Source organism: Streptomyces sp. 1-11 (assembly GCF_007176755.1).
In the GTDB taxonomy this organism is placed as follows: Bacteria; Actinomycetota; Actinomycetes; order Streptomycetales; family Streptomycetaceae; genus Streptomyces.
The window spans coordinates 15,317-27,764 of sequence record NZ_BJTV01000010.1 but is presented as its reverse complement, the minus strand read 5'-3'; the positions used below and the strand labels follow the sequence as shown (position 1 = coordinate 27,764).

Annotated in this window: 14 protein-coding genes; 3 read left to right on the top strand and 11 right to left on the bottom strand. The window is 74.0% G+C overall.

From position 1 onward, the window contains the following. Window positions 1–8 precede the first annotated feature (8 nt). Window positions 9–572, bottom strand: a complete 564-nt coding sequence (locus tag TNCT1_RS21695) for an NAD(P)H-dependent oxidoreductase (RefSeq protein ID WP_143634708.1) — start codon at window positions 570–572, stop codon at window positions 9–11. Window positions 573–678: 106 nt separating this feature from the next. Between TNCT1_RS21695 and TNCT1_RS21690 the strand changes: the two genes are divergently transcribed. Continuing rightward, on the top strand, window positions 679–1,359 hold the full coding sequence (locus TNCT1_RS21690; RefSeq protein ID WP_143634706.1) for a TetR/AcrR family transcriptional regulator: 681 nt from the start codon (window positions 679–681) through the stop codon (window positions 1,357–1,359). 100 nt (window positions 1,360–1,459) lie between these two features. On the opposite strand, the gene TNCT1_RS21685 is transcribed toward TNCT1_RS21690, so the two are convergent. Continuing rightward, entirely contained in the window at window positions 1,460–2,599 is a 1,140-nt protein-coding gene (locus tag TNCT1_RS21685) for an NAD(P)/FAD-dependent oxidoreductase (protein WP_143634704.1), read from the bottom strand. A gap of 35 nt (window positions 2,600–2,634) precedes the next feature. Next, window positions 2,635–3,297 (bottom strand): TetR/AcrR family transcriptional regulator, encoded by a 663-nt coding sequence (locus TNCT1_RS21680; RefSeq protein ID WP_143634702.1) that lies wholly within the window; start codon window positions 3,295–3,297, stop codon window positions 2,635–2,637. Between the two features lie 166 nt (window positions 3,298–3,463). On the opposite strand from TNCT1_RS21680, the gene TNCT1_RS21675 reads away from it, so the two are divergent. Further along, window positions 3,464–4,498 carry a LacI family DNA-binding transcriptional regulator gene (locus tag TNCT1_RS21675; protein WP_143634700.1) on the top strand — a complete coding sequence of 345 codons (1,035 nt, stop codon included), beginning with the start codon at window positions 3,464–3,466 and terminating at the stop codon, window positions 4,496–4,498. An 85-nt stretch (window positions 4,499–4,583) separates the two neighbouring features. Here the strand turns inward: TNCT1_RS21675 and trxA are convergent, their stop codons facing one another. Next, window positions 4,584–4,967 (bottom strand): thioredoxin, encoded by a 384-nt coding sequence (gene trxA / locus TNCT1_RS21670; protein ID WP_143634698.1) that lies wholly within the window; start codon window positions 4,965–4,967, stop codon window positions 4,584–4,586. A 151-nt stretch (window positions 4,968–5,118) separates the two neighbouring features. On the opposite strand from trxA, the gene TNCT1_RS21665 reads away from it, so the two are divergent. After that, window positions 5,119–6,549: an NAD(P)/FAD-dependent oxidoreductase gene (locus TNCT1_RS21665; protein ID WP_143634696.1), complete on the top strand. Its 1,431-nt coding sequence runs from the start codon at window positions 5,119–5,121 to the stop codon at window positions 6,547–6,549. 89 nt (window positions 6,550–6,638) lie between these two features. On the opposite strand, the gene TNCT1_RS21660 is transcribed toward TNCT1_RS21665, so the two are convergent. From TNCT1_RS21660 to TNCT1_RS21630, 7 genes are all read right to left on the bottom strand, one after another. Next, window positions 6,639–7,283: a peptide deformylase gene (locus tag TNCT1_RS21660; RefSeq protein WP_143634694.1), complete on the bottom strand. Its 645-nt coding sequence runs from the start codon at window positions 7,281–7,283 to the stop codon at window positions 6,639–6,641. A gap of 142 nt (window positions 7,284–7,425) precedes the next feature. After that, the gene (locus tag TNCT1_RS21655; protein WP_143635098.1) at window positions 7,426–7,773 is read right to left on the bottom strand and encodes a tetratricopeptide repeat protein; all 348 of its coding nucleotides are present in this window, start codon (window positions 7,771–7,773) and stop codon (window positions 7,426–7,428) included. Window positions 7,774–7,867: 94 nt separating this feature from the next. Continuing rightward, a complete protein-coding gene (locus TNCT1_RS21650) occupies window positions 7,868–8,164 on the bottom strand; it encodes a hypothetical protein (RefSeq protein ID WP_143634692.1) in 297 nt (98 codons plus the stop codon). Window positions 8,165–8,271: 107 nt separating this feature from the next. Then, a complete protein-coding gene (locus TNCT1_RS21645; protein WP_143634690.1) occupies window positions 8,272–9,141 on the bottom strand; it encodes a carbohydrate ABC transporter permease in 870 nt (289 codons plus the stop codon). After that, complete coding sequence (locus tag TNCT1_RS21640; RefSeq protein ID WP_143634687.1) at window positions 9,138–10,103, bottom strand: carbohydrate ABC transporter permease; 966 nt, start codon at window positions 10,101–10,103, stop codon at window positions 9,138–9,140. The genes TNCT1_RS21645 and TNCT1_RS21640 overlap by 4 nt, the downstream gene beginning before the upstream one ends. After that, window positions 10,097–11,446 carry an ABC transporter substrate-binding protein gene (locus tag TNCT1_RS21635; RefSeq protein WP_235902813.1) on the bottom strand — a complete coding sequence of 450 codons (1,350 nt, stop codon included), beginning with the start codon at window positions 11,444–11,446 and terminating at the stop codon, window positions 10,097–10,099. Before TNCT1_RS21635 ends, TNCT1_RS21640 begins: the two co-directional genes overlap by 7 nt. After that, window positions 11,443–12,423, bottom strand: a complete 981-nt coding sequence (locus tag TNCT1_RS21630; RefSeq protein ID WP_143634685.1) for an N-acetyltransferase — start codon at window positions 12,421–12,423, stop codon at window positions 11,443–11,445. The genes TNCT1_RS21635 and TNCT1_RS21630 overlap by 4 nt, the downstream gene beginning before the upstream one ends. Window positions 12,424–12,448: the final 25 nt, after the last annotated feature.

Below are 12,448 nucleotides of genomic sequence, written 5' to 3'. Positions count from 1 at the left end.
CGTACGGCTCAGGCGGCCGCGACCTCGCCCACGTTGCCGTGCAGACGGGCGACGACCTCGGTGAGCTGCGCGGCGACCTCGGCGTCGTCGACCGGGTGGGTCTCGGCGAAGCGGGTCACGGAGCCGGGGATGGAGAGCTTGATGTCCTCGATCACCTTGCCGCCGGCGATGCCCACGGCCTTGCGGGTGTCGTCCTGCGCCCACACGCCGCCGTACTGGCCGAACGCGGTGCCGATCACGGCGACGGGCTTGCCGCCGAAGGCGCCGGCGCCGTACGGGCGGGACAGCCAGTCGATGGCGTTCTTCAGCACGGCCGGGATGGTGCCGTTGTACTCGGGGGAGAAGAGCAGGAAGGCGTCGGCGGCACCGGCGGCCTCGCGCAGCGCGGCGGCGGGCGCGGGGACGTCGCCCTCGACGTCGATGTCCTCGTTGTAGAAGGGGACCTCGGCCAGGCCCTCGAAGACCACGACCTCGGCGCCCTCGGGAGCGAGCTTGACAGCCGCCTCGGCGAGCTGACGGTTGTGCGAACCGGCGCGGAGGCTGCCGACGAGCGCGAGGATGCGAACAGACATGGGGGTACTCCAAATGGGGGGCTGAAACATCGCCGTTACGATCCGGACCGAGGTCCGCTTAGCTTTTGTATCAGGCTAACCGGACCGCGGTCCAGTTTTGTTCCCGATGCTTTACGCTGTCGTCATGTCCGCCGCCCTGCCCCCCTTCCCGAACCAACAGGAGCCCCACGACACGCCTCAACTGCTGGAGGTCGAGTCGGGTCCGGGCGAGCCCTGCCTGCGTGCCGACGCGGCCCGCAACCGGGCCCGGCTGCTGGAGGCCGCCGCCCGGCTGATCGCCGAGCACGGGGTCGCCGGCGTGACGATGGAGGCCGTGGCGGCCGCGGCCCAGGTGGGCAAGGGCACGGTGTTCCGCCGCTTCGGCGACCGCACCGGGCTGCTGATGGCCCTGCTCGACCACTCGGGCCGGCAGCTCCAGGGCGACTTCCTGTGCGGGCCGCCGCCGCTCGGCCCGGGAGCGCCGCCCCTGGAGCGGCTGCGGGCGTTCGGCGTGGCGGTGCTCTACCGCTCGGCCGAGCAGCTCGACCTCCAGCTCGCCGCCCAGCCGGAGCCGGACCGCCGGTTCTCCCACCCCGCGGTCCAGGCGCTGCGCACCCACGTCACCATGCTGCTGCGGCAGCTCGTGCCGGGCGCCGACTGCGACCTGCTCTGCCTGACGCTGCTGGCGTACCTCGACCCCGCCCAGATCCACCATCTGACCCGGCAGTGCGGGATGCCGATGGAACGCCTGGAGGCGGGCTGGAGCGACCTCGTGGCCCGGGTGACTGGCACGCAGCCGCCCGCCTGAGGCGTCCGCGGTCCGGCCGCGGAGCCGCTCAGCCGGGCTCGCCGGTGAACATCTCGAGCAGCGCTCAGCCGGGCTCGCCGGCGAACATCTCGAGCAGCGCTCAGCCGGGCTCGCCGGTGAACATCTCGAGCAGTCCGCGCGGCGCGTCGGACCGGAACAGCATCGCGCCGCTGCGCGCCGACTCCGCCGCGGACGCCTCCGCGCGCGGGAACATCCGCTCCTCGTAGGCGGCGAGCGCGGCCTCGGTGTCCCCGGGGTGTGCGGCGACGGCGAGGCCCAGTTCGGCGCCGTCGAGCAGCGCGAGGTTGGCGCCCTCGCCGGCGAACGGCGACATCAGGTGCGCGGCGTCGCCGAGCAGGGTGACACCGGGGGTCCGGGCCCAGCGGTGGCCGGCCGGCAGGGCGTGGATCCGTCGCGGCACCAGCGCTCCGTCCGCCTCCGCCAGCAGCGCCCGCAGGCTCTCGTGCCAGCCGTCGAACTCCTTCAGCACGGTCGTCCGCGCCGCCTCGGTGTCGGTGAAGTCGATGCCGTCGAGCCAGTCCTCCGGCGCCTCGACGGCGGCGTACACGTGCAGGCTGCCGTCGCTCTCGCGGTGCCCGAGGAAGCCCCGGCCGGCGCCCAGTGCGAACAGCATGCCGCCGCCGACCACTTCGGCGGCCCCGGGATGCCGGGCGTCGGCGTCCAGCAGGTCCGCCTCGACGAACGAGACGCCGGTGTACGCGGGCCGCGCGGCCGAGAGCAGGGGGCGCATGCGAGACCAGGCGCCGTCCGCGCCGACCAGCAGGCCGGTGGTGAAGGCGCCGCCGTCCGCGAGGGTCACCTCGTGCCGGCCGTCGCCGAGCGGGCGTGCGCCGGTCACCTTCGCACCCCAGCGCACGGTGCCCTCCGGCAGGGAGTCCAGCAGCAGGCCGCGCAGGTCGCCGCGGTCTATCTCGGGGCGCCCGCCGGCGCCGTCGTCGGACTCCGCCAGGTGGACGGCGCCGTCCCGGCCGAGGACCCGCAGCGCCTGGCCGCCGGGGTGCACCCGGGCGAGGAACGCCTCGTGCAGCCCGGCCGCGCGCAGCGCCTCCTGGCCGGAGTCCTCGTGGATGTCGAGCATGCCGCCCTGGGTGCGCGCGGCCGGTGAGGCGTCCGCGTCGAAGACGGCCGCGGCCACACCGTGCACGTGCAGCACCCGGGCGAGCGCGAGCCCGCCGAGTCCGGCGCCGACCACGGCGACGGGGTGGTGGGGAAGGGTCATGACGGGTCTCCTGGGGCTCGGGTCGGGGATGGGGCTCAGTCGGGTACGGCGGTGCGCTCGATGCCGTCGAGCAGCGCGCGGAAGGCCCAGGACATACGGGCCTCCGGGGTGCCGGACAGCAGTTGCCCGGCGCGGGCGGCGATGTGCGGATGGGTGTCCCGGGACGCCCCGCGCAGGGCGCTGTCCAGTGCCTGCCAGTCGCCGGGGGACTTCTCGCCGGCGTGCTCGGCGGCGGTGGCGGTCGCGTGCTGCAGGAGCAGGTCGACGCCCCAGGCGGCCCGGTCGTGCGGCACCCCGCCCTCGGCGATTAGGGCGAGCAGCGTCTCGATGAGGTTCAGGTAGTGCGGGCCGCTCGGCCGGGCGGTCAGCGCCGAGCGCGCCAGGTCGGGGTGGGCCAGCAGCATCCGCGTGCAGTCGGTGAGCACCCGCTCCAGCCGTTCGCGCCAGTCGCCCCCGGCCGGGGCGGGTCCGACGGTGCCGAGCAGCTCGTCGAGGACGGCCGCGTGCAGCTCGTCGGTGTTGCGGACGTAGACGTAGAGCGAGGCCGGGCCGGTGTCGAGCTCCTGCGCCAGCCGCCGCATGGTCACCTTCCGCAGGCCCTCGGCCCGCAGGATCGCGACGGCGGCCGCGACGATGCCCTCCCGGCTGAGCGCCGGCTTGGCGGGACGTTCACGGCGGGAACGCGGGGTTTCGGTCATGCGGCCAGAGTAACGAACATGTTCGTCACGAACAAGTTCGTCGCACCTCGGGTCCGGCGAGCGCCCGGCGTCAGTCGTGCGCCCTGCGGGCCGTGTTGGTGCAACGGTGAACGACGTTCCCCCGGCCGACCCCCGCCCCGGCCCCTCTGCCAAGATGCCGTCTGTCATGGTGCAGATACCGAACACGCCGCCGTCCGCGGTGCCGGCGCAGCACTCCGTCCCCACGAGTGCCGACGTGGCCCGGCTGGCCGGCGTCTCGCGCGCGACCGTCTCCTACGTCCTCAACAACGCCACGGCCGTCCGGATCAGCGAGCCGACGCGCCGCCGCGTCCGCGAGGCCGCCCGGGAACTGGGGTACGTCCCCCACGCCGCCGCCCGCAGCCTGCGGGCCGGGCACAGCCGCATGGTCCTCATGCCCGCCCCCGCGATCCCGGCGGGCCCCCTCTACAGCCGCTTCCTCGCCGAACTGCAGTCCGCTCTCGGCCGCCTCGACTACACGGTGGTCCAATACGGGACCGTCGGCCTCCAGGGCGACGAAGCCGCCCGCGCCTGGGCCGAGTTGCGCCCCGTGGCCGTCCTGGTGCCCGGCGCGGGCCTCGGCCCGCCGGGCGTCGCGGTGCTCAGACGGTCCGGCGCCCGGGCCGTGGTGACCCTCGGTCCCGAGCGGGTCGAGGGCGCCCACGCCCTGCTGATGGACCACGAGGCCGTCGGCCACTGCGCCGGCGCCCACCTGCACGCCGGCGGGCGCCGCCGGATCGGCGTGGTCGTCCCCGCGGAAGCCGGACTCGAGGCGTTCTCCCGGCCCCGGCTGGCCGGCGTCCGCCGGGCGGTGCGCGGCACCGACGCGACCGTGACCGCACTGCCGCTGGCGTACACGGAGCAGGCCGCCGCCCGGCTGGCCGCCCGCTGGCGCGGAACGGGACTCGACGCGGTCTTCGCCTACAACGACGAGTACGCGATGCTGCTGATGCGCGCCCTGCAGGACGAGGGCGTCCGCGTCCCCGAGGACGTCGCCGTGGTCGGCGCCGACGACCTGATGCTCGGCCGGCTGCTGCGCCCGCGGCTGACCACCGTCCACGTCGAGCTGCCCTCCGGCCGGGACCTGGCGGAACTCGTCGACCGCGCGGTCCGGGAACCCGGCGGCGAGCCCGAGGTGCACCGGGTGCTCGGCGCCACGCTCGTGCCCCGCGAGTCCGGCTGACCGCGCCGCCGGCCAGGGCGCCGGCCCGTACGGACGCGAACGGCCCGTGGCGCGCCCTGCGCCACGGGCCGTTCCCGGGACCGGGTTACGAGGACTGCTCGCCCTGCGCCTGCTGGTCCGCGATGCTCTTGCGGACCTCGTCCATGTCCAGCTTCCTGGCCTGCCCGATCACGTCCGCGAGGGCGGCCTCCGGAAGGGCGCCCGGCTGGGCGAAGATCGCGACCTGGTCCCGGACGATCATCAGCGTCGGGATCGACTGGATGCCGAAGGCCTGCGCCAGCTCGGGCTGGGCCTCGGTGTCCACCTTGGCGAAGAGCAGGTCCGGGTTCTCACCGGCGGCCTTCTCGTACACCGGCGCGAACTGACGGCACGGCCCGCACCAGGACGCCCAGAAGTCGATGAGGACGAACTCGTTCTCGGTGACCGTCTGGTCGAAGTTCTCCTTGGTCAGCTCCACAGTGCTGCTCATGGCCTGTTTCCCTCTTCCTGGTGTGGGGTGTGCCGTCGGCGGAAACACGGCGGCCCGGCCGCCTATTCCACGAGTGTTCCGTGCGGACACGCGTGTGTCCCGCGCGCCTACCCGTGTGGCCTCAGCGCCAACCACCCACCAGACTGACCCCATGACGGAAACGGAATCCATCGCGTACGACGTCGTGGTGCTCGGGGCCGGGCCCGTGGGGGAGAACGTCGCCGACCGCACCCGTGCGGCCGGCCTCACCACCGCGGTCGTGGAGAGCGAACTGGTCGGCGGCGAATGCTCGTACTGGGCGTGCATGCCCAGCAAGGCGCTGCTCAGGCCGGTGATCGCCCAGGCCGACGCGCGCCGCCTGCCCGGCCTGGAGCAAGCGGTCCAGGGCCCCCTCGACACGCCGGCGGTCCTCGCCCGCCGGGACGACTACACCTCGCACTGGCAGGACGACGGCCAGATCCAATGGCTGGAGGGCACCGGCGCCGACCTGTACCGCGGTCAGGGCCGGCTGGACGGCCCCCGCACAGTCACCGTGACCGGCCCCGACGGCACGGTCACCACGCTCACCGCCCGGCACGCCGTGGCGGTGTGCACCGGCACCAGCGCCCGGCTGCCCGGCCTGCCGGGCCTGGACGCGGTCAAGCCGTGGACCAGCCGCGAGGCCACCAGCGCCAAGTCGGCCCCGGGACGGCTGATCGTCGTCGGCGGCGGGGTGGTCGCCACCGAGATGGCCACCGCCTGGCAGGCCCTCGGCTCCCGGGTCACCCTGCTGGTGCGGGGCAAGGGCCTGCTGAGCCGGATGGAGCCGTTCGCCGGGGAACTGGTCGCCGACGCGCTCACCGAGGCGGGCGTGGACGTCCGCACCGGCACCTCCGTGGAGTCCGTCTCCCGGGAGAACGGCACGGTCGTGGCCGTCACCGGCGCCGGCGACCGCATCGAGGCCGACGAGATCCTCTTCGCCACCGGGCGCGCCCCGCGGACCGAGGACATCGGCCTGGACACCGTCGGCCTGGAACCCGGCTCCTGGCTCGACGTCGACGACAGCCTCCTGGTCACCGGCACCGACTGGCTGTACGCGGTCGGCGACGTCAACCACCGCGCCCTCCTCACCCACCAGGGCAAGTACCAGGCCCGGATCGCGGGCGCCGCGATCGCCGCGCGCGCCGCGGGCAACGAAGCGGCGGAGGAGCCCTGGGGCGCGCACGCGGCCACCGCCGACCACCACGCCGTGCCCCAGGTCGTCTTCACCGACCCGGAGGCCGCCGCCGTGGGACTCTCCCTGGCCGAGGCGGAACAGGCCGGGCACCGCGTCCGCGCCGTCGACGTCGAGTTCTCCTCGGTCGCGGGCGCCGGACTGTACGGCGACGGCTACAAAGGCCGCGCCCGCATGGTCGTCGACCTGGAGGAGGAGATCCTGCGCGGGGTCACCTTCGTCGGCCCCGGCGTCGGCGAGCTCATCCACTCCGCCACCGTCGCGGTCGTCGGCCGGGTCCCGGTCGGCCGGCTCTGGCACGCCGTACCGTCGTACCCGACGCTGAGCGAGGTGTGGCTGCGGCTGCTGGAGGCCTACCGGGACAACTGAGCCGCCGGGCCAGGGCCTGTCCGACCATGCGCGTCGGACGGTCCGCGGTGCCAGGCGTCGCGGGCCCGGCGGGAATGGTCGGACGGGCCCTAGGACAGTTCGAAGCCGAGCGCGTCGGCCGCCGCACGCGGTTCCGGCTGCGCCCACAGGGCGGCCACCGCCTCGTTCGTGGACAGCGAGCGGGGCTGCGCGCGGTCGAGGTAGAGCACGCCGTCGAGATGGTCCGTCTCGTGCTGGACGATACGGGCGGGCCAGCCGGTGAACACCTCGTCCAGCGGGCCGCCGTGCTCGTCCTCGCCGCGCAGCCGCACCTCGGCGTGCCGCGCCACCACGGCCTGCCAGCCCGGCACGCTCAGGCAGCCCTCGAAGAACGCGGCACGGGCGCTGCCCACCGGCTCGTACGAGGGGTTGACCAGGACCCGGAACGGCTGCGGCACCCGGCCGCGGACCCGCGCCACCTCCTCCGCTACCGGCGCCGGGTCCTCGATGACCGCGATCCGCAGCGGGATGCCGACCTGCGGCGCGGCCAGGCCCACGCCGGGTGCCGCGTGCATCGTCAGGCGCAGCGCCTCGACGAACCGGGCCAGCAGGGCGGGGCCGAGCTGGCCGTCGTACGCCTCGGTGCCGCGCCTGAGGACCGGCCGGCCGGCCGCGACGATGGGCAAGGGGCCGCCGGCGGCGAGGAGTTCCTCGACCCGCTCGGCGACAGGTGCCTGATCACTGGGAGCTGCCATCGCGTCAGAATGCCATGCCCGCCCGGCTCGCGCGCGGTGCCGGCCGCCAACACCCCGGGGCCCGGGGTGCCGGAGCGCGCCCCGCGTGCGGCAGCGGCAGGGGCCCGGTTCCCACCGGAACCGGGCCCCTGGGCGGCGTCGTTCACTCCTCGGGGAAGTCACCCGCGAGCGCGGCGGCGATCCGCAGGTGCGGGGCCGCCTCGTCGTGCCGGGCCTGCCGCTGCAGCGTGCGCCCCAGCATCAGCCGGGCGTAGTGCTCCACCGGGTCCCGCTCCACGATGATCCTCAGCTCGGCCTCCGCGCGGCGCAACTGGGCGGAGTGGTAGTAGGCGCGGGCCAGCAGCAGCCGGGGCCCGGTCTGCTCCGGCACCTCCTCGACCAGTCGCGCCAGCACCCGCGCCGCGGCCGTGTAGTCCTTGGCCTCGAAGAACAGCCGGGCGCGCTCCCAGCGCTCGGCCGGGGTGCCGTGGTCGTAGTACGTGGTCTCCACTCGTTGCGTCTCCACTGTGACCTCCTTCGACGGCCACAACGGAGTGGGTTCGTTGAATATTCCACTACCCATGTGCGCTGTCTCGCGCGGTGGATCAGGGGCGCGCCCACTGCCGGTCGTAGCGCGGGACCGTGGCTCCGCCGCCCGCCCGGACCGCCTCGACCACCGCCTGGTGCAGGTCCCTGCTCTCCGGCTGCGAGGAGCAGGGCACCGGGCTTCCGGTCAGCGTGTACCACAGGGAGGTCCCGGTGTACTGGACCTGGACGACGGCCTGCCTGGCGTCCCATGTGGTGTGCACGGTCAGATCGCCGGTGACGATCCCGGCCTCGTCGGTGCGGACGCCCCCCGGCCCCGTGAAGACGCCCTGCGTCGTCCAAGATGTCTGGACCATGATTCCGGCCTCCTCGTGAACGCGGGCGCGACGCTTCCTCCGGCGGCTCGCCTCCGCACGGATCCAGTGTGTGCCCACTCCCGGCGCACGTCCTGTCGGAGGGCCGCTCACTTCAGCCCGCTGAGCAGGACCCCCCGGATGTAGTGCTTCTGCAGCAGCAGGAACACGGTCAGCACCGGCAGGACGCTCAGCACCAGGCCGGCCATGACGACGGGCATCGTGCGGGCCGGGTCGACGTGGTCCTGCAGGAGCTGGATGCCCACGGGCAGCGTCATCACGTCCGGGTCGGCGGTCGAGACGAGCAGCGCCCAGATGTACTCGTTCCAGGCGTCCACGAAGGTCAGCAGCCCGAGCGTCACCACGACCGGCTTGGTCTGCGGCACCACGATCCGCCACCACACCGCGAACTCGCCGGCCCCGTCGATCCGCGCGGCCTCCAGCACCTCGTCCGGGATCGAGACCATGAACTGGCGCATCAGGAAGATCCCGAACCCGTTGACGAGGAACGGCACGGTGAGCGCCACGATGCCGGCGGTCAGACCCGCGCCGCCGCGCCCGAGCAGGTCGTTGCCGCCCGCCAGCGGCCAGTGCACCAGGATCAGGAAGTGGGGGACGAAGAAGAGGAACGGCGGGAACATCATCGTCGACAGCACCAGGCGGAAGACGAATTGCCTGCCGGGAAAGCGGAGTTTGGCCAGCGCGTAGCCGGCCAGCGACGACGTCAGCAGCACCGAACCGGTGATCACCGCGGTGGCCACCACGCTGTTGCGGAAGAGCACCGGAAGATCGAGCTGCTCGACGGCCCGCCGGTAGTTGGACAGGTCGAACGCCTTCGGCAGGAACCGGTACGGCAGCGTGCCGGCCTCGCCGGGCCCCTTGAAGGACGTCATCACCATGTCCAGGAAGGGCACCATGGTGATGACGGCGCCGCTCACCACCAGCAGGTACGACAGCCACGGGGAACGGCGGCGGATCACGCGTCCTCCCCCGTGCGCCGGAAGAGCAGCAACTGCGCCAGGGTCACCACGAGGACCACCAGGAACAGCACGAAGGCGGCGGCGCTCGCGGTGCCCCAGTCGCCGTACGCGAAGGCCTGCCGGTACATCTCCAGCGCCGCGACGGCGGTCGCGTCGCCGGGCCCGCCCCTCGTCATCACGGTGATCAGCGCGAACGACTGCAGACCGGTCAGGAACTGGGTCACGCACACGAACAGCAGGGACGGCCGCAGCAGCGGCAGGGTGATCCGGAGGAAGACGGTGACGGGCCCGGCGCCGTCGAGTTCGGCCGCCTCGTAGTACGACCCGGGGACCGACTTCAGCCCGGCGGTCAGGACGAGGATCGCGGAGCCGACCGACGCCCAGGCCTGGACGACCACGACCGAGGGCAGTGCGGTGCCCGGGTCCTGCAGGAAGGCCACCGAGCCGGCCCCGAACGCGTTCAGCACGCCGTTGACCAGGCCGCCCGGCTCGTACATGTACTTCCACACGTTGCCGACGGCGACGACGGTGGTGACGATCGGCAGGAAGTACAGGGTGCGCCACAGCCCCTGGAACCGCAGCTTGTCGATGCAGGTGGCGACGACCACCGAGCCGCCGAGCGCGAGCACCACGGTGCCCAGCGCGTACAGGAGTGTGTTCGTGAGGACCGGGGTCAGGAAGGCCGACCCGTCCGCGAACAGGCGGGCGAAGTTGTCCAGGCCCACCGGCTCGATGTCGCCGAGCTCGAACCCGGTCCAGCGGGACATCGACAGCAGCAGCGCGAAACCGAGCGGCAGGAACAGGAACACCGCGAAGAACAGCAGCGTCGGCGCCAGGAAGAGGTAGGCCACGGCGATCTGGCGGCGCCTGGCCCGCCCGGGGCGGACAGCGGCTCCGCGCACCGTGTCCTGCGTGTCCCGCGCCGTCCGCCCTGCGGGCGGCGGCGCCAGCGTGTTCACCACGAGCGCGACACCTCCTGGTCGACCTGGCGGCGGGTGGCTCGCAGCGCCTCGTCCACCGACCGCTGACCGGTCCACAGGGCCTCGATGTTCTTGCGCAGCAGCGACTTGGCCTGCTGCGCGCCCGGCACGTTCGGCTCCGGCACCGCGTACGCCAGCGCGTCCAGGAAGCAGCGCAGGTTCGGATCCCCGCCCCCGCTCAGCAGGGTCCGCATGTCGTCGGCGCGGCCGGTCAGCGAGCCGACCGACACCTGCAGGGCGCTCATCCGGGTCGCCGCCGCACCCTTGCCGGCGCCTTTCACAACCACCTTCTCGGTGTTGAGCCAGCGCAGGAACTCCCAGGCCTCGCGCGGGTGTTCGCAGGCCGTGTTGACGCCCAGCATGAAGCCGGTGGAGAGCGTCCCGGGCCCACGGCCCGCCGCGGGAAGCGGCACGGGCGCGACGCCGACGTCCCGGTAGCCGGCGCCCATCAGCTCCTTCAGGCTCCCGGTCCACCAGCCGGCGCCCACCACCATGGCCACCTGCCCGGACGGGAACGCCTGGTAGACGTTGACGCCGGGCGCGCTCGCGCCCGTGACCACGAGCCGGTGCTCCAGGTCGAACACAGCCCGGCCGGCAGCCGAGTCGATGGCGGTGCTCCGGCCGTCGGCGGAGACGAACCTGCCGCCGGCCGCGTTGAGCAGGGCGAGGGTCTGGCCGACCGTCGTGGAGTCGTCGTACGTGGACAGGCCGAACCCCTGCACCAGCGTGTTGCCGTACCGGTCCCGCCGGGCGGTGCGGTGGGCCGCGTCCTCCAGCTCCCGCCAGGTGCGCGGCGGTCCGTCGAGGCCGGCCGCGCGCAGCAGCCGCCTGTTGTAGTAGAGCGCGTACGTCTGCACCTCGGTGGGGTAGCCGTAGACCCGGCCGGCCACCGAAGCGGACCGGACCGCCGCCTCGCCGTAGCCGCGTCCGATCTCCTCGGCGTGCTCGGGCGGAGCGGGCCGCAGCACGCCGGCCCGGACGAGCTGGCCGTTCCACAGGCAGTACGGGTGGAGGATGTCGGCGCCCTGGCCCGCGGCCTGCCGGACCATGAAGGTGGTCAGCAGGTCCGTGAACTCCACTGCCTCGGTCCGCACCTTGACCCGGTCGTGCGTGGCGTTCCACTCGTCGACCGGGCCCTGCAGGGCCTGCTTCAGCTCCCCGCTCGCGTAGTGCGAGAGCAGGGTCAGCTCGACCGGGTCCCCGGGCCGTCCGGTGCCCCGGTGCCGGGCGGCACACCCGGAGGCGAGCAGCGCCGAGGGAAGCGCGAGGGCGAAGTGACGGCGGCCCAGCCCGCCCGCGGCGCCGGGCCGGCGGGCCGGTGTCACGGGGCGGTCTCCCGGCGCAGCACCCGGAACACCCGGGTCTCGCGGAAGCCGGCCTTGCGGTAGAGGTGGCCCGCCGGTGACCGCGCCCCGGTCCACAGGAACCACGCCGAGTGCGCGCGGCGCGCCCGCATCCGCTCCAGGACCAGGTGCAGCAGGACCTCACCGAGCCCGGTGCCGCGCATCTCCTCCCGGACGCCGATCGGGCCGAACCGCTCGTCCACCGCGTCGAACGCCCCGTGCATCGCCCAGCCGGCCATGCGCCCGGCGGGGTCCCGGGCCACGACGATCCGGTCGAGCGGTGTGCCCGCGGTCAGGCACGCGCGGATCGTGCACGCCCAGTCCGGGCCGAAGTGGCCGCCGGCCAGCGCGAGGAGGTCCACCAGGTCGTCGTCGGACGGAGTGGCGAACCGGTGCCCGAGCGCCGTCAGTTCGCCCAGCCGGCGTACGACGTCACCGGGGACGCGGTAGCCGACCAGGGCGCGGTGCATCGCCGTCGCCTCGTACAGCGTGCGAAAGCCCAGGGACTCCAGCAGCGCGGCGGCCCGCGGGTACTCCTCGGCGTCCAGGCCGGGCAGCACGTAGTCGGGGGTGTACGAGGAGAAGTCCACCCGGGTGCGGCCGTGCCCGTGCAGCCAGTCCAGGGCCTCGGTCAGCAGCAGGCGGCCGAGGCCGCGGCCGCGGGCGGCCGGATCGACGAAGAAGAACGGGATCCAGCCCTGCCGCGGCTCCAGATCGGTGCCGGCCAGCGGCGTCAGCCGGCGCACCGCGTAGGCGGCGCCGACCACCCTGTTGCCGTCGACGGCGACGCGGAGCCCCTCCGGGTCGAAGTTGGGGTCGAGCAGCACCAGGGAGCGGAAACGGTCCGCCGTGACGGCGTCGGCGGGCGCGCTCCGGCGCCACGTCTCCACCAGCACAGGCCCGTCGCCCGCGCGGAAGCCCCGGACCGCGGTCCGCGGGGTCGTCGTGAGGTCGGTCATCGACGGGGTCGTCCTTCCCGGTGTC